This is a genomic window from Acidovorax sp. 100 (assembly GCF_003688355.1).
Taxonomy (GTDB): domain Bacteria; phylum Pseudomonadota; class Gammaproteobacteria; order Burkholderiales; family Burkholderiaceae_C; genus Acidovorax; species Acidovorax delafieldii.
On record NZ_REFD01000001.1, the window covers coordinates 4,050,222 to 4,073,072 of the forward strand.

A 22,851-nucleotide genomic window follows, 5' to 3' on the forward strand; every position below is an offset into this window, starting at 1 on the left:
TCAAAACGGTGAAAGTGCAATGCACTTCCACCGATCTGTCGCCACGCTGCGCCCCGCAAAACACGGGCGGGTGCACATGGCACATCTACAAAAGGAAACCGCCGCACGTTGCCGCGCGGCGGTGTTAGTTCGGCTGCAATTATGCCGTGTTTGCGGTGGCAAAAGCCACCGCAAAAACCCGGTCAGGCAGCCAGTTGAGCGTGCAGTTCCTGCACGGAATACACGTCGAGCTTGTCGAGGTACTTCATGCCCTCGACGGCCGCCTCGGCACCAAAGATGGTGGTGAAGGTGGTCACGCGGGCCAGCAGCGATGAGGTGCGGATCGCGCGCGAATCTGCAATCGCATTGCGGCGCTCTTCCACCGTGTTGATGACCATGACAATCTCATTGTTCTTGATCATGTCCACGATGTGCGGACGGCCTTCCGTGACCTTGTTGACCACCACCACCGGGACGCCCGCCTCGGCGATGGCCGCAGCGGTGCCCTTGGTCGCCACCAGGTCGAAGCCGAGCGCCACCAGCTGGCGGGCAATGTCCACCGCACGGGGCTTGTCGTTGTTCTTCACGGTGAGGAACACCTTGCCCGACGTCGGCAGCTTGGTGCCCGCGCCCAGCTGGCTCTTCACGAACGCTTCCCCAAAGGTCTTGCCCACGCCCATCACCTCGCCGGTGGACTTCATCTCGGGGCCGAGGATGGTGTCCACGCCCGGGAACTTGACGAAGGGGAACACGGCTTCCTTCACGCTGAAATAAGGCGGTGTCACTTCCTTGGTGATGCCCTGCGAAGCCAGCGACTGGCCCGCCATGCAGCGCGCTGCGACCTTGGCCAGCTGGATGCCGGTGGCCTTGGAGACAAACGGCACCGTGCGCGACGCGCGGGGGTTCACCTCCAGCACGTAGATGACGTCCTTGCCATCCACTTCCTGAATGGCAAACTGCACGTTCATCAGGCCCACCACGTTCAGGCCTTCGGCCATGGCAGCCGACTGGCGCTTGAGCTCGTCCACCGTGGCTTGCTTGAGGTAATACGGCGGCAGCGAGCAGGCCGAGTCGCCCGAATGCACGCCGGCTTGTTCGATGTGCTCCATCACACCACCAATAAAGGTCTTGCCTTCGGGGTCGCGCAGGCAATCCACATCGCACTCGATGGCGTCGTTCAGGAAGCGGTCGAGCAGCACGGGCGAGTCGTTGCTCACCTTGACGGCCTCGCGCATGTAGCGCTCCAGGTCGCGCTGCTCGTGCACGATTTCCATCGCGCGGCCGCCCAGCACGTAGCTAGGGCGCACCACCAGGGGGTAACCCAAGGTGGCAGCCTTTTCCAGAGCCTCGGCTTCGGTACGCGCCGTGGCGTTGGGCGGCTGGCGCAGGCCGAGGTCACCCAGCAGCTTCTGGAAACGCTCGCGGTCTTCGGCCGCGTCGATCATGTCGGGGCTGGTGCCGATGATCGGCACACCTTCGGCTTCCAGGCCCAGTGCCAGCTTGAGCGGCGTCTGGCCGCCGTACTGCACGATCACACCGTGTGGCTTTTCCTTGTCCACGATCTCGAGCACGTCTTCCAGCGTCAGCGGCTCGAAGTACAGGCGGTCGGAGGTGTCGTAGTCGGTCGAAACCGTTTCAGGGTTGCAGTTGACCATGATGGTTTCGTAGCCATCCTCGCGCATGGCGAGTGCGGCATGCACGCAGCAGTAGTCGAACTCGATGCCCTGGCCGATGCGGTTCGGGCCACCGCCCAGCACCATGATCTTTTTCTTGTCCGTCGGCGCAGCTTCGCACTCTTCCTCGTAGGTCGAATACATGTAGGCCGTGTTGGTGGCGAACTCGGCAGCGCAGGTGTCCACGCGCTTGTACACGGGGCGAACGTTCAGCGCGCGGCGTGCTTCGCGCACCGATTTCTCGGTGGTCTTGAGCAGCTTGGCCAGGCGGCGGTCGGAGAAGCCCTTCTTCTTGAGCGTGCGCAGCGTGTCGGCATCCAGTGCAGCCAATGCCGCATCACCCTTGTCGGCGGCGAGCTGGTCGAGTTCGAGTTCGATTTTCACGATCTCTTCGATCTGCACCAGGAACCACTTGTCGATCTTGGTAAGGTCGTACACCTCGTCCACCGACAGGCCCATGGCAAACGCGTCGCCCACGTACCAGATGCGCTCGGGACCGGGCTCGCCCAGTTCCTTTTCGAGCACTTCGCGGTCCTGGGTCTTTTCGTTCATGCCGTCCACGCCCACTTCCAGACCGCGCAGGGCTTTCTGGAAGGACTCCTGGAAGGTGCGGCCCATGGCCATGACCTCGCCCACAGACTTCATCTGGGTGGTCAGGCGGCTGTCGGCCGTCGGGAATTTCTCGAACGCAAAACGTGGGATCTTGGTGACCACGTAGTCGATGGAAGGCTCGAACGAGGCAGGCGTGGCGCCGCCGGTGATTTCGTTCTTGAGCTCATCGAGCGTATAGCCCACGGCCAGCTTGGCCGCGACCTTGGCAATCGGGAAGCCCGTGGCCTTGGAGGCCAGCGCCGACGAACGCGACACGCGCGGGTTCATCTCGATGACGATCATGCGGCCGTCCTTCGGGTTGACCGAGAACTGCACGTTCGAGCCGCCCGTGTCCACGCCAATCTCGCGCAGCACCGCGAGCGACGCGTTGCGCATGATCTGGTATTCCTTGTCGGTCAGCGTCTGCGCGGGGGCCACCGTGATCGAGTCCCCTGTGTGCACGCCCATCGGGTCCAGGTTCTCGATGGAGCAGATGATGATGCAGTTGTCCGCCTTGTCGCGGACCACTTCCATCTCGTACTCCTTCCAGCCGAGCAGCGACTCTTCAATCAGCAACTCGTTGGTGGGCGAGGCTTCCAGGCCGCGCTTGCAGATGGTCTCGAACTCTTCGGGGTTGTAGGCAATGCCGCCGCCGGTACCGCCCAGCGTGAAACTGGGGCGGATCACGGTGGGGAAACCCACGGTCTTTTGCACGGCCCAGGCTTCGTCCATGCTGTGGGCAATGCCGGAGCGCGCGGAGCCCAGACCGATCTTGGTCATGGCGTCCTTGAACTTCAGGCGGTCTTCGGCCTTGTCGATGGCTTCGGGTGTGGCACCGATCAACTCGACCTTGTACTTGTCGAGCACGCCGTTGCGCCACAGGTCCAGCGCGCAGTTCAGCGCAGTCTGGCCGCCCATGGTGGGCAGGATGGCGTCGGGGCGTTCCTTGGCAATGATCTTCTCGACCGTCTGCCAGGTGATGGGCTCGATGTAGGTGACGTCGGCGGTGGCCGGGTCGGTCATGATCGTCGCAGGGTTGCTGTTGATCAGGATGACCTTGTAGCCTTCTTCACGCAGGGCCTTGCAGGCCTGCACGCCGGAGTAGTCGAACTCGCAGGCCTGGCCGATGATGATCGGGCCGGCGCCAATGATGAGGATCGATTTGAGGTCTGTGCGCTTTGGCATTATTTCTTCTCCATCAGCGCGGTGAAGCGGTCAAACAGGTAGGCGATGTCGTGCGGGCCGGGCGATGCCTCGGGGTGGCCCTGGAAGCAGAACGCAGGCTTGTCGGTGCGCTCCAGCCCTTGCAGCGTGCCGTCGAACAGGCTGATGTGCGTGGGGCGCAGCGTGGCGGGCAGCGAGGCCATGTCCACGGCAAAGCCGTGGTTCTGGCTGGTGATGCTCACGCGGCCGTTGTCCAGGTCCTTCACCGGGTGGTTGGCACCATGGTGGCTGTTGTCCATCTTGAAGGTCTTGGCGCCGCTGGCCAGTGCCATGATCTGGTGGCCCAGACAGATGCCGAAGGTGGGCACACCTGCATCAACGATCTGGCGGGTGGCTTCGATGGCGTAGTCGCAGGGCTCTGGGTCACCAGGACCGTTGGACAGGAACACACCATCCGGCTTCATCGCCAGCACGTCGGCCGCGGGCGTCTTGGCGGGCACCACGGTGAGCTTGCAGCCACGTTCGGCCAGCATGCGCAGGATGTTCTTCTTGACGCCGAAGTCGTACGCCACCACGTGGAAGCGCGGGGCAGCCTGTGTGCCATAGCCTTCGCCCAGCTTCCACTCGGTCTGGTCCCAGGTATAGGTCGCAGGGGTGGTCACCACCTGGGCGAGGTCCAGACCCTTCATGCTGGGCGCGGCCTTGGCAGCCGCCAGGGCTTCGTCGATGCGCGCCTGCGTCACAGCCTCACCAGCCGCCAGGCCCAGGATGGCGCCGTTCTGCGCGCCCTTGTCGCGCAGCAGGCGGGTGAGTTTGCGGGTGTCGATGTTGGCAATGGCCACCGTCTTCTCGCGCACGAGGTACTGCGAAAGCGTTTCGGTGGATCGGAAGTTGCTGGCCAGAAGGGGCAGGTCTTTGATGATCAGGCCTGCAGCATGGACCTTGTCGGCTTCGATGTCTTCCGCATTGACGCCGTAATTGCCGATGTGCGGATACGTCAGGGTGACGATCTGCTGGCAGTAGCTGGGGTCGGTGAGGATTTCCTGGTAGCCGGTGATGGCGGTGTTGAACACCACTTCACCGACCGTGGTGCCGATGGCACCGATCGAGTTACCGATAAAGACCGTGCCGTCTGCGAGCGCCAGGATGGCGGGCGGGAAGTTTCCCTTGAGAGACAAAAGCACTGGGTTCTCCGGATGGTTACGGTCGCCCGGCGCCTGCAGACCACTCGCACACTCGAAGCGCGATGGTGCCAATGGCTGCTCTCAGATGGGTTGTTGCTTTGGGTGCGGTCGGGCGACGCTGTTGCGAGAAAAGCTCCCGATTATACCCTCCGTCGCTGACACCTCTGCAATGCACGCCTTGCATAACCCTGATACCAGCGTCTATGACCTGCGATCCCCAAGCTCGCCTTGGACGCCCACAGCACCGATGCGGGCGCAGACAGCGTCAGCGCCCTGCTCCGCTCGCGTGCAGGCAGATGGCCGCAGCCGCAGCCACATTCAGCGACTCCTCGCCACCGGGCTGGGCGATGCGGATGCGCAACGAAGCCCTATCTTCCAGAGCTTGGCTGACACCCTGCCCTTCGTGGCCCATCACCCAGGCGCAGGGCCAGGGCAAGGCGGCGCGGTGCAAGAAGTCGCCCGCGTGGGAGCTGGTGACAAGCAGCGGCACCTGCAGGGCGGCGAGGTCGTCCAGCGCCAGCCCCTCGATCAGGTCGAGTGCGAAATGCGCCCCCATGCCCGCCCGCAAGACCTTGGGCGACCACAACGCGGCACTGCCCTTGATGGCGGCCACCTGACGGAACCCGAACGCCGAGGCGCTGCGCAGGATGGAGCCCACATTGCCCGCGTCCTGCACCCTGTCCAGCACCACGGTGGGCGCATTGGCCTGGAGTGAAGCCGGTGCGGGCAAGTCCAGGATAAAACCCATCGAGGCGGGCGACTCCAGCCCGCTCACGTCCGCAAAAAGTGCATCGGCAAGGACTATGAATTTTGTAGCTGCACCAGCATATTGCACCTGCGCTTGCGGCCAAAAAGACTCCGAAAACACCGCCACCGATGCCCGCAGCCCCCGTGCGAGCGCAGCGCGGCACAAATGATCGCCTTCAAGCCAGACACGGCCCTGCTTGCGGTAGGCCGTCGTATCCTGGGCCAAACGGCGCAAATCCTTGACGAAGGTGTTATCGCGGGAATGGATGGAGGTCACGGACGAGGAGGTCATGGCAAATTTTCAGCGCGCGGTCAGGATCCGGCGCGCAGGTTCTGGGCCACCGGCGCAAACGAGCGCCGGTGGTAAATGCAGGCACCGTGCTCCCGCAAGGCGGCCATGTGCACGGCCGTACCGTACCCCTTGTGGCCGGCAAAGCCGTACTGCGGAAACTCGTCATGCACCTGCGCGCACCAGCGGTCGCGGTGCACCTTGGCGAGGATGGAGGCCGCCGAGATGGCCGGCACCAGCGCATCGCCCTTGACGATGGCCTCCGCAGGAACGTCCAGCACGGGCAGCCGGTTGCCGTCCACCAGCACCATGGCCGGTTTGAGCCGCAGCCCCATGACGGCACGGCGCATGGCCAGAAGAGTGGCCTGCAGGATGTTGAGCTGGTCAATCTCTTCCACGCTGGCCTCGGCAATGCTGCAGCACAGGGCCTTGGCACGGATCTCGTCGTAGAGCTTCTCGCGCCGCGCGGCGGTGAGTTTCTTGGAATCGGCCAGTCCAGCAATGGGGTGCAGGTCGTCCAGGATCACGGCCGCCGCCACCACCGGCCCGGCCAGGGGGCCACGGCCAGCCTCATCCACGCCAGCCACGAGGCCGGGCGGATGCCAGGGCAGGCAGGCCTGCTCAGGCAGCGGGAGCGAGGATTTTCTGGATCGCATCGGCAGCCAGTTGGGGAGTGTTGCGCAGCAGGCTCTCGTGCAGCGCCGTAAAGCGCTGCTCCAGGGCTGCAATTTTTGGGGGATCTTGGTGCTTTGCGTCCAGCCAGTCCAGCGTGGCTGCGCAAAGCGCCTGGGGCGTGGCGGCGTCCTGGATCAGCTCGGGCACCACAAACTCGCGGCACAGGATGTTGGGCAGGCCCACCCAGGGTTGCAACTGCTTGCGGCGCATGAGCCACCAGCTGAGCGGGTGCATGTGGTAGCCGATGACCATGGGCCGCTTGAAGAGCGCGGCCTCCAGCGTCGCGGTGCCGCTGGCTATCAACGTGGCATCACACGCTGCGAGCACCGTGTGCGACTGGCCCGTGGTGATTTGCAAGGCATCGCCCAAACCGCACGCGCGCGCCAACTGCTCGATGCGGTCACGCAGTGCGGGCACTGCAGGCACTATCAATTTAATAGCTGGTCGCGCTTGAAGTACTAGCGCTGCAGCCTCAAAGAATGGCTGGGCAATGTACTGGATCTCGGAGGAGCGGCTCCCCGGCAGGATGGCCAGGACTTCGTCCTCATCCTTCAGACCCAATTGCGCACGCGCGGCTGCACGGTCCGGCACCATGGGAATCACGCCCGCCAGCGGGTGACCTACGTAGGTGGCGGCAATGCCGTGCTGCGCGAGCAGCTCTGGCTCAAACGGGAAGATGCACAGCACATGGTCCGCGCTGCGGCAGATCTTGTCGACGCGATTCGCACGCCAGGCCCAGATGGACGGGCACACAAAATGCACGGTCTTGATGCCGGCAGCGCGCAAATCGGCCTCCAGGCCCAGGTTGAAATCGGGAGCGTCCACGCCGATGAACACGTCGGGGCGGTCCTTGAGCAGGCGTTCGCGCAGTTGTTTGCGAATGCCCAGCAGCTCGCGCAGCCGGCGCAGCACTTCCATGCTGTAGCCGTGCACTGCCAGCTTGTCGCTGGGCCACCAGGCAGTAAAACCGCGGCGCGCCATCTGCGGCCCGCCAATGCCGCAGGATTGCAGCCCGGGCCAATGCGCCTGCATGCCATCGATGAGCAAGCCCGCCAGCAAGTCGCCCGACGTCTCGCCCGCCACCATGGCGACGCGAGGGGAATCTGCCATCGCCCAGCCCTCAGCGCGCAATGCCGCGCGTGGCGTCGGCCAGGAACCGCTCCATCATCGCCGCATCGTCACCGGCCTGTGGTGCGGACTGCGCCAACTCTGCAATGGCGGCACGCGCGGCCTCCAGCGTCAGGCCCTGCCGATAAATCAGCTTGTGCATCTGCTTGACCGCGGCAATGCGCTCGGCCGAAAAGCCACGGCGGCGCAGCCCCACCACGTTGTAGCCGCGCACGGCCAGGGGATTGCCATCCACCAGCATGAAAGGCGGCACGTCCTGCGACACCGCACTGGCAAAGCCCACCATGGCGTGCGCACCGATCTTGACGAACTGGTGGATGCCCGTGAGTCCGCCCACCGTCACCCAGTCGCCGAGGTGCACATGCCCTGCCAGCGTGGTGTTGTTGGCCAGTGTGGTGTGGTTACCCACATGGCAATCGTGGGCGATGTGGGTGTACGCCATGATCCAGTTGTCATGGCCCACGGTGGTGATGCCGCCGGCCTGGGGCACGCCCAGGTTCAGCGTGCAGAATTCGCGGATGGTGTTGCGGTCACCGATGACCAGCTCGGTCGGCTCGCCTGCGTACTTCTTGTCCTGCGGGATGGCGCCGATGGAGTTGAACTGGAAAATGCGGTTGTCAGCGCCAATCGTAGTGCGCCCATCGATCACGCAATGCGCGCCAACTGTGGTGCCCGCGCCGATGGACACATGCTCGCCAATGACCGCGTAGGGCCCCACTGTGACCGTAGGGTCCAGGCGGGCGCCGTCCGCAACAATGGCTGTGGGGTGGATATTGCTCACGATCCAACAGGCCTGAACCGGTCAACCGACGTTGCGCATGGTGCACATGAGTTCGGCCTCGCAGGCCACCTCTTCGCCCACGCTCGCCACGCCCTTGAACTTCCAGATGCCACCGCGCACGCGGTCGATGGTGATGGTCAGGATCAACTGGTCGCCGGGCTCCACAGGGCGCTTGAACCGCGCGCCATCGATACCGACAAAGTAGTAAATGTTGTTCTCATCGGGCACCTTGCCCATGGCATCGAACGCCAGCAGGCCCGCAGCTTGGGCCAGTGCTTCCAGAATCAACACACCCGGCATCACCGGACGGCCGGGGAAATGCCCCATGAAATAGGGCTCGTTGAACGTCACGTTCTTGATGGCCTTGATGCGGGTGTTGCTCTCTAACTCGATCACCTTGTCCACCAGCAAAAACGGGTAGCGGTGGGGCAGTTGTTTGAGAATTGCGTGAATATCCATCATCGAGTTGTTCTTCCGTTCATGCTGCCTTGAGGGCCAGCTCCAGCGCCTTGATGCGCTCGCGCAGGCTGTGCAATTGTTTGAGTGTGGCAGCGTTTTTTTCCCAGCGCGCATTGTCGTCGATGGGGAACATGCCGGTGTACTGGCCAGGCCGCGTGAGAGATCGGGTGACCACCGTCGCGGCCGAGATGTGCACGTTGTCAGCGAGCTCCAGGTGCCCCAACACGATGGCACCACCGCCCACCGTGCAATGCGCCCCGATGGTGGCGCTGCCCGCCACGCCTACACACCCAGCCATGGCCGAGTGCTTGCCGATGCGCACGTTGTGCCCGATCTGGATCAGGTTGTCGAGCTTCACGCCGTCTTCGATCACCGTGTCCTGCAGCGCACCCCGGTCGATGCAGGTGTTGGCGCCAATCTCGACGTCATCTCCAATGCGCACGGCACCCAGTTGCTCGATCTTGACCCACTGCCCGTTCTCAGGCGCAAAGCCGAAACCATCGGCGCCGATCACCACACCCGCATGGACGATGCAACGCGCGCCGATGCTGCAGCCCTCGCCCACGGTGACGCGCGACTTGAGCACGGTATCTGCGCCCACCGAGGCCCCCCGTTCGATCACGCACAGAGGACCGATGGTGGCCGAGGGGTGGACCTGCGCCGAGGGATCAACCACTGCGCTGGAGTGCACACCGGACGTCCGCGCGGGTGTATTGCGCTGGCGCCACAACTGGGTGGCGCGGGCAAAGTACACATACGGGTTGTCGGCCACGATGCATGCGCCGCGCGCCAATGCGGTATCGCGCATGGCAGGCGCCACAATGACACAGGCCGCCCGGGAGGCGGCCAGTTGCTGTTGGTAGCGGGGATTGCTCAGGAAACTGAGGTCTCCCGGGCCCGCGACCTCCAGTGGCGCAATGCGGGCGATGACGGTTTCCCGCGCGCCCCCTTCCAGCGAACCACCGAGCGCATCAACAATGTGCCCGAGAAGCAAGCTGCTCACGCGCCACCTGTCTTGCGCAGCGGCTTACTTGGCAGCAGCAGCGGCATTCAGGGCCTTGATCACCTTGTCGGTGATGTCGTGCTTGGGATTGATGTAGACGGCCTCTTGCAGGATCACGTCGTATTTTTCGGCCTCGGCCACCTGCTTGACCACCTTGTTGGCGCGTTCCAGCACTTGCGACAGCTCTTCGTTCTTGCGGGCGCTCAGGTCTTCCTGGAATTCACGGCGCTTGCGCTGGAAGTCGCGGTCCTGGTCCACCAGCTGGCGCTGGCGCGCGGTGCGTTGGCTCTCCGCCATGGTGGGTGCTTCACGCTCAAACTTGTCGCTGGCAGTCTTCAGGGTGTTGCCCAGATCCACCAGCTCTTTCTCGCGACGGGAGAACTCCTGCTCCAGCTTGGCCTGCGCAGCCTTGGCTGTGGTGGCTTCTCGGAAGATGCGATCGGTGTTGACGAAACCGGCTTTGAACTCTTGCGCTTGTGCAGGGGCTGCAATGGCAACGGTGCCGAGCAGCAAGGCCACAGAGAGATGGCGAGAAAAGGATTTCATTAGAAAGACGTTCCAATCTGGAATTGCAGTTTCTGGATTCTATCGCCGGCGAACTTGCGCACTGGCTGCGCAAACGCCAAACGCAAGGGACCGAGCGGCGAAATCCAGCTCAGACCCAGGCCCACGGAGGCACGCATGTCACTGAAGGTAACTTTGTCGTTCTCGCCGTACACATTGCCCACGTCCAGGAACGTGAACACACGCAGGGTCCGGTCATTGCCAGCACCCGGGAACGGAGCAATCAGCTCGGTGTTCAGCGTGATCTTCTTGGGCCCACCCAACGAGGCCCCGGTCACATCACGTGGTCCCAGGGTGCCCTGGTCGAAACCACGCACCGAGCCCAGACCACCCGAGTAGAAGTTCTTGAATACCGGGAACGGACGGCCGTTCAAGCCCTTGCCATAACCGGCCTCGCCGTTGAACGCAATGGTGAAGCGCTTGTTGAGGGGGATGTACTGCTGGTACTGATAGTTGGCCCGCACGTAGCGTGCATCGCCTGCCACAGACCATTCGGAATTGAGGCGCTGGTACCGGCCGGAGTTGGGCGCCAAGGCGCTGTCCCGGTCGTCACGGGACCAGCCCACGGTCAATGGAATTGACGTGCTGCTGTAGCCGAACTTGTCGGCATAGAACAGGTAGGTGGCCGGGATGTTCGTGCCGGGCTTGATGCGGGTTTGCTCCAGCCCGCCGCCAAAGAACACCGTATCGGTCTCGCTGAAAGGCACGCCAAAACGCACGGAGGTCCCGGTGGTAACCAGCTGGTAGTTGCCCCCTTGGTCTTCGTACGGCTTGTCGGTGCGGTAGTACACATCGAGCGTGCGCGAGATGCCTTCGGGCGTGAAGTACGGGTTGGTGGTGCTGAACACCAGCGTGCGCCGGTACTTGCTCGTATTGACGTCGATGCCCAGGTAGTTGCCCGAGCCAAAGATGTTTTCCTGCTTGATACCGAACGAGAGAGACGCTTTTTCAGCGCTGGAAAAACCCACGCCCAGTTGCAACGAGCCGGTGGGCTTTTCTGCCACGTTGATCACCAGATCGACCTGGTCGGGCGAGCCGGGCACTTCCTGGGTTTCCACGTTCACTTCCGTGAAGAAGCCCAGACGGTCCACGCGGTCGCGGGACAGGCGGATCTTGTCGCCGTCGTACCAGGAGGCCTCGTATTGGCGGAACTCACGGCGAATGACTTCGTCACGCGTGCGGTTGTTGCCACTGACGTTGATACGGCGCACGTAGGCGCGGCGTGCTGGTTCGGCTTGCAACACAAAATTGACGCGATTGTTCTCACGATCAATTTCGGGCACAGCCTCCACGCGGGCAAATGCAAAACCAAAGCGGGCAAAGTACTCGGAAAACGCCTTGGTGGTTTCGGTCACCTGGTCCGCGTTGTAGGGCTCACCGGGGCGAATGGTCACCAGCGACTTGAACTCGTCCTCGCGGTCCAGATAGTTGCCTTCGAGTTTCACGCCCGACACCACATACCGTTCGCCTTCCGTCACATTGACAGTGATGGAGATGTCCTGCTTGTCCGGCGAGATGGCGACCTGCGTCGAGTCCACACGGAACTCCAGGTAGCCGCGCTGCAGGTAATACGAGCGCAGGGTTTCAAGGTCGGCGTTGAGCTTGGTGCGCGAGTAGCGATCGGACTTGGTGTACCAGCTCAGCCAGCCCCCCGTGTCCTGGTCGAACAGGCCCTTGAGCGTCGATTCACTGAACGCCTTGTTGCCCACGATGCGCACTTCCTTGATGCGTGCGGGCTCACCTTCCGTGATCGTGAAGGTCAGGTTCACGCGGTTGCGCTCGATGGGCGTGACCGTGGTCACCACCTCGGCGCCATACAGGCTCTTGTTGATGTACTGGCGCTTGAGCTCTTGTTCGGCGCGGTCGGTGAGCGCCTTGTCATAAGGACGCCCTTCCGTCAGGCCCACTTCGCGCATGGCTTTTTTGAGCGCATCTTTGTCGAATTCACGGGCACCGGCAAAGTCCACGTCAGCGACAGTGGGGCGCTCTTCGACCACCACCACCAGAACGTTGCCGCTGGCCTCCAGGCGCACATCCTTGAAGAGTCCCAGGCCGAACAGCGCACGAATTGCTGCGGCGCCTTTTTCGTCGTTGTAGTCGTCACCCACCCGCAGGGGCATGGATGCAAACACGGTACCCGGCTCCACACGCTGCAAGCCCTCCACGCGAATGTCCTGCACCTTGAATGGCTCCAGAGCCCATGCCGCATTGGCGGCAAAAATCATGGCTGCAACGGCCGATGCGGTACGCACGCCCAGGCGATTGATGTGTTTTTTCATGAATGAAGCGGGAGCCGCAGTTGCAGGGCAAGCGCGGCAAAAGTGTTAGCCAAAGAGCCGGGTGATATCGTTGAACAGAGCTATGGACATCATGACAAGCAGGACAGCAACGCCTCCACGCTGCAATCGCTCCATCCATGCGTCCGACACACCCCTGCCCGTGACACCCTCCCAAAGATAATACATCAGGTGCCCACCGTCCAAGACTGGCAGCGGAAGCAGGTTCAGCACCCCCAGGCTCACACTGATCAGGGCCAGAAAGATGAGGTACTGCGTCAGCCCCATGCTGGCTGAGCGGCCTGCGTAGTCAGCAATGGTCAAGGGGCCACTGAGGTTCTTGAGCGACGCCTCGCCGATCACCATGCGGCCCATCATGCGCAGGGTCAGCAGCGACACATCCCAGGTCTTCACCACACCACCCCACAGACCCTCAACCAGCCCGTAGTCCACAGTGACGAATTCTGGTGCAGCTCCCACATAGGCGCCAATGCGCCCCACCGTATTAGCGGGTTCGGTCACAGCCTCGGGCAACACATCCAGTGTCATCACCTGACCACCGCGCTCGACGCGCCATGGCTGCGCCAATGGCTCGTTGCCCCGCACCGACTGCCGGATCAACTCGCGCAGTTGCTGGCCGTCCACCACATCGGTCTGCCCCACCTTGAGCACCACATCACCTTGGCGCAGGCCAGAGCGCTCAGCCGCGCTTTGCGCCATGACCTCGCCCAACACAGGGCGGGTCCAAGGTCCCAGGATGCCGACCTTGCGAAACAGCTGGGCATCAGCCTCACGGCTGTCGATCCGGGACATGTCGAGCACAACCTCACGATGGCCCGCACCATGGGCGGACTGGACGTCAAGACGCACGTTCAGCCCCTCAAGCGCACCACGGGTCAGCAGCCACCGCAGGTCTTCAAACGAACGCACCGGCTCCAGATCTTCTGCACCCAATGCGGCGCGCTCTACCAGTTCACCGCCCCGCAACCCGGCACTGTGTGCGACCGACCCTGCGACCGGGCTTGCCAGAATGGCCCGGGGCTCCTCGACACCGTTCCAGTTCACCACCGAATACAGCAGCACTGCCAACAACAAATTGGCGATGGGCCCAGCCGCAACGATGGCTGCTCGCGAGCGCAGGGGCTGGGTGTTGAAGGCCAGATGCCGCTCCTCTGCGGCAACGGGTGCCTCGCGCTCGTCCAGCATGCGCACATAGCCCCCCAATGGGAAGGCTCCCAGTACAAACTCCGTGGGAGACCCCTGGGGCTGCCAGCGCAGTAGCGGCTTGCCGAAACCCACAGAGAACCGCAATACCTTGACCCCACAGGCCACCGCCACGCGGTAGTGCCCGTATTCGTGCACTGCGATCAAAAGACCGAGGGCAACGATGAAGGCAGCGATAGTAAGCAGCATGGATGGATGGTTCCTGAGTGGGCCGGCAGTCAGGCAGCCAGACGGCCCGCCACATGTTCAGCCGCATGGCGGGCCTGGGTATCCAGATCCAGCAACGCGGCGAGCGAATCAGGCTTGGAGGGCGAAACTGCATCCAAAGTTGCAAGGTTGACCGCATGAATATGGTCAAAACGCAGCCGACCCGACAAAAAGGCGCCCACCGCCACCTCGTTGGCCGCATTCAGCACGGCAGTGGTCCCCTCGGCCGCCTTCAGCGCCTGCCAGGACAGGTGCAGGCCCGGGAAGCGAATGGCGTCCGCGTCTTCAAACGCGAGGGCGCTCAGGGTCGAGAAATCCAGCTTGCTGGCCCCGCTGGTAATGCGCTCGGGCCAGGACAGGCCGCAGGCAATCGGCACGCGCATGTCGGGCGTCCCCAACTGCGCCAGGATGGAAGCATCCTTGAACTGCACCATGGAGTGGATGATCTGCTGCGGGTGGATGACCACCTTGATCTGGTCTGGGTGCAGATCAAACAGCCAACGCGCCTCAATGACCTCCAAGGCCTTGTTCATCATCGTGGCCGAATCCACGGAAATCTTGCGTCCCATCGAGAAGTTGGGGTGCGCGCAGGCCTGGTCAGGGGTGATCTGCGCCAACGTGGCCGGATCCCGCTGGCGGAAGGGACCGCCCGAGGCTGTGAGCAGGATGCTGTCCACCCGGTCAGACCAGGTGGCAGGGTCTTCTGGCAGGCACTGGAAGATCGCAGAGTGTTCGCTGTCGATGGGCAGCAGTGTGGCACCGCCGTCGCGCACGGTCTGCATGAACAGCCCGCCACCCACCACCAGGGCCTCCTTGTTGGCCAACAGCAATCGTTTGCCCGCGCGCGCCGCAGCCAGACACGGAGCCAGACCGGCAGCCCCCACGATAGCCGCCATTACGGCGTCGACCTCATCATGAGACGCTATGATTTCAAGAGCATCTTGCGCTTGTATCACTTTTGTCGGGAGGCTATTGGCCTGCAATTTTTCTGCCAGCTCCGCCGCATGGGATGCGCTGGCCATCACCGCGTAGCGAGGGCGAAACTGCGCGCATTGTTGCAGCAGCAGATCCACTTGCGTCGCAGCGCTGAGGGCAAACACCTCGAAGCGCTCCGGGTGGCGTGCCACCACATCCAGCGTGCTGGTCCCAATGGAGCCGGTGGAGCCGAGAACGGTGAGTCGTTGTTTCATCATGGGGTCGTCAGGCTCGTGAGCATCATGGCCAGGGGCAGTGTGGGCAGCAAGGCATCCACGCGGTCAAGCACGCCGCCGTGTCCGGGCAAAAGGCCACTGCTGTCCTTGACTCCGGCGCTGCGCTTGATGAGCGACTCCACCAGGTCACCCGACACGCTCATGGCCACCATGAACAACGCCGCAATCACCAGCAACCACCAGCCCTGCTGCGCCATGCGGCTGTAAAAACTGGGCACCGAGGCCTGCCAGTGGGCATCCGCTGCCGCCCAAACCAAAGCCATCACCATCACCCCTGCCAGGCCGCCCCACACACCTTCCCAGCTCTTGCCGGGACTGATCGAGGGCGCCAGCTTGCCCTTGGTAAACCGCAATCCGAATGCGCGCCCCGCAAAGTAGGCAAAGATGTCGGCCACCCACACCAGCAGCAGCACCGACAGCAAAAAATTGATGCCCACATTGCGGGCCTGCACGACGGCCAGCCACGCGAGCCACAAGGCAAGCACGCCAGCCACGAGACGCACACCGGCTGGTATGCGGGGCCAGCCGGGCACTCCGGCCTTGAGCAGCCAGGCAGCCGCCAGGACCCACAGCCCGCCGCCCACCACCCACAGGACAGTCAACGGGCGATCGACCCAGCCCAGCGCCCACGACCCGGCGCACAAGGCCACACAGGCCACACCCACCGCCACGGAACCTGCTTGGCCAAAGCCGCTCAGACGACCCCATTCCCAAGCCCCGGCAGCCATCAGAACCAGCACGACCAGCGTGAACGGTATGGTGTTGGCGTAGAAAAGCGCGGGCAACAAGATGGCCAGCAGAACAAGGGCTGTGATGACGCGCTGTTGAAGCATGGGGGCTTTCAGAACCTGTTCAGGTTCTCAACCCGGCATCGGATCAGGATGCGCGGACAGAATCTGTTCAGAGGTTTTGCCAAAACGGCGCTCGCGGCGGCTGAAGGCGTCAATGGCCTCGTCCAGGGCGGACTCATCGAAATCGGGCCACAGTCGGTCGCTGAAGAAGAACTCGGAGTATGCCGATTGCCAGAGCAAAAAGTTGCTGATCCGCATTTCTCCCCCGGTGCGGATCACGAGATCGGGGTCGGGCACGTGGGCCAATCCCATCGCATTGTGCAGACTGGCCTCGGTGATGGGCTCGCCACGGGCAGCCAGCGATGCAGCCGCCTGCGCGATGTCCCAGCGGCCTCCGTAGTTGAAGCAGACGTTGAGCACCAAGCGGGTGTTGTCCGCCGTGGCGGCTTCTGCCTGACCCAGGCCGTCTCGCACCTTGGGCGAAAGGCTGCCACGTTCGCCCACAAAATGAAGACGCACGCCGTCCTTCTTGAGCTGGGGCACCTCGCGCGCCAGCGCCATCGCCAGCAGCTCCATGAGGCCGGAGACCTCGTCGGCGGGGCGGTTCCAGTTTTCGGAAGAGAACGCAAACACCGTGAGCACACCGACGCCGCGCTGCACGCAAGCGCGTGCGCAGCGGCGAAGTGAGTCAACCCCTTGCTTGTGGCCAGCCAGACGCGGCAAAAAGCGACGCGTAGCCCAGCGGCCGTTGCCATCCATGACGATGGCAATGTGGTGCGGCACCACCGGAGATACAGACATGGGAATGTTCAAGCCCTGGGGGCTCAAACCGCCATGATTTCCTGCTCTTTGGCGGCCACCAGCGCGTCGATCTCGGCGATGTGCTTGTCGGTGAATTTTTGCACTTCCGTTTCGGCGCGCTTCTGGTCGTCTTCGGACGCCAGCTTGTCCTTGACCAGTTTTTTGACGGATTCGTTGGCATCGCGGCGCAGGTTGCGCACGGCGATCTTGGCGCTCTCGCCCTCGTTGCGCGCGAGCTTTGTCATTTCCTTGCGGCGCTCTTCGCTCATGGGGGGCATGGGCACGCGGATCAGGTCGCCCATGGAGGCGGGGTTCAGGCCCAGATCGCTTTCGCGGATGGCCTTTTCAATCTTGGCGCCCATGCCCTTTTCCCAGGGCTGCACGCTGATGGTGCGCGAATCGATCAGCGCCACGTTGGCCACCTGGCTCAGTGGAACCAGGGAGCCGTAGTACTCGACCTGCACCGTATCGAGCAGGGCCGGATTGGCACGACCGGTGCGAATCTTCTGCAGGTTGTTCTTGAACGCGGTGATGGACTGGTCCATCTTGGTTTCAGCAGTCTTCTTGATGTCGGCAATCGTCATGTTTTCTCCTCGGGCCGACCTGCATGCGATGCAGGCCTTTCCATCGTGATCAAGCGTAAACCAGCGTACCTTCGTCTTCGCCCATCACCACGCGCTTCAAGGCGCCGTGTTTGATGATGGAGAACACCTTCACGGGCAGCTTCTGGTCACGGCACAGAGCGAAGGCAGTCGCGTCCATGATGCCCAGATTGCGGGACATGGCCTCGTCAAAGCTGAGCTTGGTGTAGCGCGTCGCCGTGGGATCCTTCTGGGGGTCGGCAGTATAAACGCCGTCCACCTTGGTAGCCTTGAGCACCAGTTCGGCGCCGATTTCCGCGCCACGTAGGGCAGCTGCTGTGTCGGTGGTGAAAAACGGGTTGCCCGTACCGGCCGCGAAGACCACGACCTTGCCCTCTTCAAGATACTGCAGCGCCTTGGGGCGCACATAGGGCTCGACCACCTGCTCGATGGCAATGGCAGACATCACGCGGGCCACCAGGCCCTGCTTATCCATGGCGTCGGCCAGGGCCAGGGCATTCATCACGGTGGCCAGCATGCCCATGTAGTCGGCGGTGGCACGGTCCATCCCGACCGAGCCCCCGGCGACACCACGGAAAATATTGCCCCCACCGATCACCACGGCCACCTGGACACCCAGGCGGGTCACTTCGGCGATCTCCTCGACCATGCGCACGATAGTGGCGCGGTTGATACCGAAGGCGTCATCCCCCATCAGCGCCTCACCAGACAGCTTGAGCAAAATGCGCTTGTGGGCTGGTGCAGCGTTGGACATGGGAAATTTCTCCAGTAAGTGGTACGAGGCTTTGGTGGGGTGGTTACAGGGAACGATCAGGCAGCAGCCTTGGCAGCAGCCACCTGGGCAGCCACTTCGGCGGCAAAGTCGTCCACCTTCTTCTCAATGCCTTCGCCCACCACGTACAGGGTGAAGCCCTTCACGTTGGTGTTGGCAGCCTTGAGCATCTGGGCCACGGTTTGCTTGCCGTCGGCAGCCTTCACGAAGACCTGGTCGGCCAGCGAGACTTCCTTGAGGTACTTCTGCACCGCGCCGTCGATGCGCTTGGCCGTGATTTCAGCGCTTTGTGCAGGCTTGCCGGCAGCCACGAGTTCCTTGTTGGCTTCGTCAGCCTTGCCTTCGGCGACCGAGCGCTCCTTGGCGATCAGATCGGCAGGCACGTCGGCGCTGGTGAGGGCCACGGGCTTCATGGCGGCCACGTGCATGGCAACGTCCTTGGCGGCAGTGGCGTCACCGTCGAACTCGACGACCACACCGATGCGCGAGCCGTGCAGGTAGGCTGCCAGGTTGGAGCCGCTGAAGCGCTTGAAGCGGCGGAACGACATGTTTTCGCCGATCTTGCCGATCAGGCCCTTGCGCACATCTTCCAGCGTGGGGCCGAAGCTGTCTTGCTCGTAGGGCAGTGCACCCAGGGCTTCCACCGTGGCGGGGTTGTGCAGTGCCACCAGCTTGGCAGCGGCGTTGGCCATGGCAATGAAGCTGTCGTTCTTGGAAACGAAGTCGGTTTCGCTGTTGACTTCGACCAGAGCACCCGTGGTGCCGTCGATGTAGCTGGCGACCACGCCTTCAGCAGTCACGCGCGATGCGGCCTTGCCAGCCTTGGTGCCCAGCTTGACGCGCAGCAGCTCTTCCGCCTTGGCCATGTCGCCGTCGGCTTCGGTCAGCGCCTTCTTGCATTCCATCATGGGGGCGTCGGTCTTGCCACGCAGTTCAGCCACCATGCTTGCGGTAATTGCAGCCATCTTTATTCCTTCAGTATTCAGTTCAGTCAGTTCAGATTCGGGCTAAAAAAAAGGGGGCTCACCAGGGGCCCCGCTTTTGTTCGCGACGGATCGCGCAGCCGGGCTATCAGGCAGCGGCTTCTTGCACTTCCACGAATTCGTCGGTGCTCTCGGCGGTTGCAGCCTTCACGACTTCATTCACGGCGTTGGCACGGCCTTCGATGATCGCGTCAGCGATGCCACGGGCGTACAGCGTCACGGCCTTTGCCGAGTCGTCGTTACCAGGGATCACGTAGTCGATGCCTTCGGGCGAGTGGTTGGTATCAACCACACCGATCAGCGGGATGCCCAGCTTCTTGGCTTCGGCCACGGCGATCTTGTGGAAACCCACGTCGATGATGAAGATGGCGTCGGGCAGAGCAGCCATGTCCTGAATGCCGCCGATGTCCTTTTCGAGCTTTTCGATTTCGCGGGAGAACGTCAGTTGCTCCTTCTTGCTCAGGTTCTCGAGGCCAGCTTCTTGCTGGGCCTTCATGTCCTTGAGGCGCTTGATCGAAGTCTTCACGGTCTTGAAGTTCGTCAGCATGCCGCCCAGCCAGCGCTGGTCCACGAAAGGCACACCAGCGCGTTGCGCTTCGGTGGCCAGGATTTCACGGGCTTGGCGCTTCGTGCCGACCATCAGGATCGTGCCGCGGTTGGCAGCCAGTTGCTTGGCGAACTTTTGGGCTTCCTGGAACAGTGGCAGCGACTTTTCCAGGTTGATGATGTGAATCTTGTTGCGATGGCCGAAGATGTAGGGGGCCATCTTGGGGTTCCAGAAGCGGGTTTGGTGACCGAAGTGGACACCGGCTTCCAGCATTTCGCGCATGGTAACGGACATAAAAATACTCCAAAGGTTAGGTCTAAAATCAGCCCCAATATTTGCAGCGCCGTGATCCTCACGAACACTGCAACACCTTGACAGGGCTGCTTTGCGATTGGTCTTGCCGCAGCGGCCACGCCGGTTGTGCAAACCTTGCACCACTGCGCTACTGCTCCCAGCAAAACCCAAAGATTCTAGCACACCCATGCTCCCTGACCTGATCGCCACCCGTGAGCAACTGCGGGACGGCGCCACCACCGCGCCCGCCGAGCTGGAGCGCTGCATCGACGCCGCCCAGGCCACACCCAACACCCACAGCTTTGTGCGCACGCTGTTTGACGAGGCACGCACCAGGGCGGTGCAGCCGGGTGTGGCCCAGCTGCCCCTGGCCGGGCTGGCCGTGTCGGTGAAGGACCTGTTTGACGTGGCCGGCCAACCCACCCCGGCGGGCTCTACCGCGCTCGCAGACGCTCCCGCAGCAGCCGAGGACTGCCCGGCCGTGGCCCGCCTGCGCGCAGCGGGCGCCAGCCTGATCGGCCGCACCAACATGGTGGAGTTCGCGTTCTCTGGCGTGGGCGTCAACCCCCACTACGGCACGCCTGCTGCCTGGGATGCCCGCTTTGGCGCCCTGCCCGGCGCGCCCCGCGTGCCCGGCGGGTCTTCGTCCGGCGCCGGGGTATCGGTGGCCACTGGCGCGGCGTTCATCGGGCTGGGATCGGACACCGGTGGCTCCATCCGCATTCCAGCGGCGCTCAACGGCATCGTGGGCTTCAAGAACACCGCCCGGCTGGTGCCTACCGCCGGCGCCGTGCCGCTGTCCACCACCCTGGACACCGCCTGCGCCATGACGCGCACCGTGCGCGACGCCATCGTGGCGCACGAGGTGCTGGCCGCCCGGCGCGTGACGCGCAGTCTGGCGCCGCTGTCGCAATACCGGCTGGCCGTGCCGTCCACCCTCTTCCTGGACGGGCTGGACACCCCCGTGGCGCGCGCCTTTGAGCGCAGCGTGGAAGCCCTGCGCCAGGCGGGCGCACAGATCGACACCATCGCATTGCCCGCCGTGCTGGAGCAGCCCGCCTACGGCTTTGCCGCCCCCGAAGCCTACGCCTGGCACCGCGAGCTGCTGCAGCGCGCAGGCGACCGCTACGACCCCCGGGTGCGCATGCGCATCGAAAAAGGCGCCACGCTGATGGCCTGGGAATACATCGACCTGCTGCAGGCGCGCCAGCAATGGATTGCACGCATGATCGCCGACATGCAGCCGTACGACGCCCTGCTGTCCCCCACCGTGCCCATCCTGGCGCCACTGCTGTCCGATGTTGCTCCTGCAGATGGTGCGGACAAGGACCAGGACGCCGCCCGCGATGCCGAGTTCTTCCGCGTCAACAACCTGCTGCTGCGCAACACCAGTGTGGTCAATCTGCTGGACGGCTGTGCGCTGTCGCTGCCCTGCCACGTGCAAGGGGAACTCCCGGTCGGACTGATGGTCTGGCATGGGGCGCTCAGGGATGACACGGTGCTCAACATCAGCCTGCAGATCGAGCAAACACTACAAAAATAATAGCTACCAGCGCATGATTCACTAGCGCTACAAGCCAAAAACACCCAAATTCATGAAGATTGCCATCGTGGGCGCCGGCATTGTCGGCGTCACCACCGCGTACGAACTGGCCAGCGACGGCCACGAAGTCACGGTGTTTGAACAACGCAGTGCGGCCGCCGAAGAGGCCAGCTTTGCCACCGCCGGGCTGCTGGCGCCCCACCTGCTCAGCCCCTGGGCGCTGCCGGGATTCGGCCAGCCGCTGCGGCTGATGGGGACACAGGCCACCCTGCGGCTGGCTGGCGGCCTGACCCGCGCCAACTGGGCCTGGCTGCGGCGCTGGCGCAGCATGGCGCGCAGCCACAGCGCCCCGGCCGCCGCGGTCGAACGCCTGGCGCAATACAGCCAAGCTCGACTACAGGCCATTGCGAACCAGCATGAGCTGGACTTTGAAGCCAGCGACGGCCGCCTGGTGCTGCTGCGCACCGAAGAAGACCGCGCCCGCCTGCAGCCCGCGCTGCAAGTGCTGCGCGACAGCGGCGTGGCCCTGCGTGAGATCGACGCCGATGTGGCGCGCCAGATCGAGCCAGGCCTCTCGCCCGAAGCCCCGCTGGCCGGCGCGATCCACCTGCCCGATGCACGCGCCGGCAACTGCCGTCTGTTTGCACAGTTGCTGCGCCAGGGCATCCAAGGCGCAGGGGTGCAGTTTGTGTTCAACACCCGTGTAGACCGCGTCGGCACCAGCCCCACGGGCGTGGTGCTGCAGGGCGAAACGGACCTGCGACGCTTTGATGCCGTGGTGCTGTGCGCCGGCATGGCATCGGCCACGCTGCTGCCCGCACTGGGCCTGAGGCTGCCCATGGCGGCTGTGTACGGCTACTCCGTGAGCGCCCCGCTGCGCGAATCCACCCACGCCCCCCGCGCCAGCGTGGTGGATGCGGGCCAGCAAATCTCCATCACCCGCCTGGGCCAGCGCGTGCGCATTGCCGGTGGCGCTGAACTGGCCGGGGCCGATGCCGAGCACCACACCCCCACACTGCAGCGCCTGTACCGCACGCTGAACGACTGGTTCCCCGGGGGCGCGCAGCTCTCATCCAACCTGCAGATCTGGCGTGGTGCCCGCACCATGCTGCCAGACGGTGCCCCGGTGGTGGGCGCCAGCGGCGTGCCGGGCCTGTGGCTCAACACCGGCCATGGCGCTGGCGGCTGGGCCCTGGCCTGCGGCAGCGCGCGGGCACTGGCCGACCTGATCGCGCAGCGGGAACCCGAGGTGTCGCTGGACGGGCTGGGCATGCGGCGGTTCTAAGAGCCTGCGCTTTGCCCCCACGGGGCATCGGCGCACAATGGCAGGCGCGCTGCCGCTGGCAGCAGCCCTTGCCCCTTG

Annotated in this window: 20 protein-coding genes; 2 read left to right on the plus strand and 18 right to left on the minus strand. The window is 63.6% G+C overall.

Translation table 11 applies throughout. From position 1 onward, the window contains the following. Positions 1–182: 182 nt before the first annotated feature. The 18 genes from carB to rpsB form a co-directional block, all read right to left on the minus strand. Positions 183–3,428, minus strand: a complete 3,246-nt coding sequence (carB, locus tag C8C96_RS18600) for a carbamoyl-phosphate synthase large subunit (protein WP_121943259.1) — start codon at positions 3,426–3,428, stop codon at positions 183–185. After that, positions 3,428–4,591, minus strand: a complete 1,164-nt coding sequence (carA, locus tag C8C96_RS18605; RefSeq protein WP_121943260.1) for a glutamine-hydrolyzing carbamoyl-phosphate synthase small subunit — start codon at positions 4,589–4,591, stop codon at positions 3,428–3,430. Before carA ends, carB begins: the two co-directional genes overlap by 1 nt. A 265-nt stretch (positions 4,592–4,856) precedes the next feature. Next, the gene (locus C8C96_RS18610) at positions 4,857–5,630 is read right to left on the minus strand and encodes an RNA methyltransferase (RefSeq protein WP_121943261.1); all 774 of its coding nucleotides are present in this window, start codon (positions 5,628–5,630) and stop codon (positions 4,857–4,859) included. Positions 5,631–5,650: 20 nt separating this feature from the next. After that, on the minus strand, positions 5,651–6,283 hold the full coding sequence (gene rnhB / locus C8C96_RS18615; RefSeq protein ID WP_108498900.1) for a ribonuclease HII: 633 nt from the start codon (positions 6,281–6,283) through the stop codon (positions 5,651–5,653). Next, positions 6,249–7,412, minus strand: coding sequence for a lipid-A-disaccharide synthase (gene lpxB / locus C8C96_RS18620; protein WP_121944089.1), 1,164 nt, complete (start codon positions 7,410–7,412; stop codon positions 6,249–6,251). The genes rnhB and lpxB overlap by 35 nt, the downstream gene beginning before the upstream one ends. A gap of 10 nt (positions 7,413–7,422) precedes the next feature. Further along, positions 7,423–8,211 carry an acyl-ACP--UDP-N-acetylglucosamine O-acyltransferase gene (lpxA, locus tag C8C96_RS18625; RefSeq protein WP_056067209.1) on the minus strand — a complete coding sequence of 263 codons (789 nt, stop codon included), beginning with the start codon at positions 8,209–8,211 and terminating at the stop codon, positions 7,423–7,425. Positions 8,212–8,232: 21 nt separating this feature from the next. After that, positions 8,233–8,673 carry a 3-hydroxyacyl-ACP dehydratase FabZ gene (fabZ, locus tag C8C96_RS18630; protein WP_056067207.1) on the minus strand — a complete coding sequence of 147 codons (441 nt, stop codon included), beginning with the start codon at positions 8,671–8,673 and terminating at the stop codon, positions 8,233–8,235. Positions 8,674–8,689: 16 nt separating this feature from the next. After that, complete coding sequence (lpxD, locus tag C8C96_RS18635; protein ID WP_056743618.1) at positions 8,690–9,673, minus strand: UDP-3-O-(3-hydroxymyristoyl)glucosamine N-acyltransferase; 984 nt, start codon at positions 9,671–9,673, stop codon at positions 8,690–8,692. 24 nt (positions 9,674–9,697) lie between these two features. Then, positions 9,698–10,219: an OmpH family outer membrane protein gene (locus C8C96_RS18640; protein WP_056067203.1), complete on the minus strand. Its 522-nt coding sequence runs from the start codon at positions 10,217–10,219 to the stop codon at positions 9,698–9,700. Beyond that, on the minus strand, positions 10,219–12,516 hold the full coding sequence (gene bamA / locus C8C96_RS18645) for an outer membrane protein assembly factor BamA (protein ID WP_056067201.1): 2,298 nt from the start codon (positions 12,514–12,516) through the stop codon (positions 10,219–10,221). The genes C8C96_RS18640 and bamA overlap by 1 nt, the downstream gene beginning before the upstream one ends. A 45-nt stretch (positions 12,517–12,561) precedes the next feature. Beyond that, positions 12,562–13,926 (minus strand): RIP metalloprotease RseP, encoded by a 1,365-nt coding sequence (gene rseP / locus C8C96_RS18650; RefSeq protein ID WP_116749497.1) that lies wholly within the window; start codon positions 13,924–13,926, stop codon positions 12,562–12,564. A 29-nt stretch (positions 13,927–13,955) separates the two neighbouring features. Continuing rightward, positions 13,956–15,134, minus strand: coding sequence for a 1-deoxy-D-xylulose-5-phosphate reductoisomerase (gene ispC, locus C8C96_RS18655; RefSeq protein ID WP_121943262.1), 1,179 nt, complete (start codon positions 15,132–15,134; stop codon positions 13,956–13,958). After that, on the minus strand, positions 15,134–15,988 hold the full coding sequence (locus tag C8C96_RS18660) for a phosphatidate cytidylyltransferase (RefSeq protein WP_121943263.1): 855 nt from the start codon (positions 15,986–15,988) through the stop codon (positions 15,134–15,136). Before C8C96_RS18660 ends, ispC begins: the two co-directional genes overlap by 1 nt. Positions 15,989–16,015: 27 nt before the next feature. Further along, positions 16,016–16,747 (minus strand): polyprenyl diphosphate synthase, encoded by a 732-nt coding sequence (uppS, locus tag C8C96_RS18665; protein ID WP_056067194.1) that lies wholly within the window; start codon positions 16,745–16,747, stop codon positions 16,016–16,018. A 23-nt stretch (positions 16,748–16,770) separates the two neighbouring features. Further along, positions 16,771–17,331 carry a ribosome recycling factor gene (frr, locus tag C8C96_RS18670; RefSeq protein ID WP_056067192.1) on the minus strand — a complete coding sequence of 187 codons (561 nt, stop codon included), beginning with the start codon at positions 17,329–17,331 and terminating at the stop codon, positions 16,771–16,773. A 49-nt stretch (positions 17,332–17,380) separates the two neighbouring features. Continuing rightward, entirely contained in the window at positions 17,381–18,103 is a 723-nt protein-coding gene (gene pyrH, locus C8C96_RS18675) for a UMP kinase (RefSeq protein ID WP_008906712.1), read from the minus strand. Positions 18,104–18,159: 56 nt separating this feature from the next. Continuing rightward, entirely contained in the window at positions 18,160–19,086 is a 927-nt protein-coding gene (tsf, locus tag C8C96_RS18680) for a translation elongation factor Ts (RefSeq protein ID WP_015013552.1), read from the minus strand. Between the two features lie 106 nt (positions 19,087–19,192). Further along, a complete protein-coding gene (gene rpsB / locus C8C96_RS18685; protein ID WP_056067188.1) occupies positions 19,193–19,945 on the minus strand; it encodes a 30S ribosomal protein S2 in 753 nt (250 codons plus the stop codon). Between the two features lie 187 nt (positions 19,946–20,132). On the opposite strand from rpsB, the gene C8C96_RS18690 reads away from it, so the two are divergent. Then, positions 20,133–21,488, plus strand: a complete 1,356-nt coding sequence (locus tag C8C96_RS18690) for an amidase (RefSeq protein ID WP_121943264.1) — start codon at positions 20,133–20,135, stop codon at positions 21,486–21,488. A 52-nt stretch (positions 21,489–21,540) separates the two neighbouring features. Beyond that, complete coding sequence (locus C8C96_RS18695; RefSeq protein ID WP_121943265.1) at positions 21,541–22,773, plus strand: FAD-dependent oxidoreductase; 1,233 nt, start codon at positions 21,541–21,543, stop codon at positions 22,771–22,773. Positions 22,774–22,851: the final 78 nt, after the last annotated feature.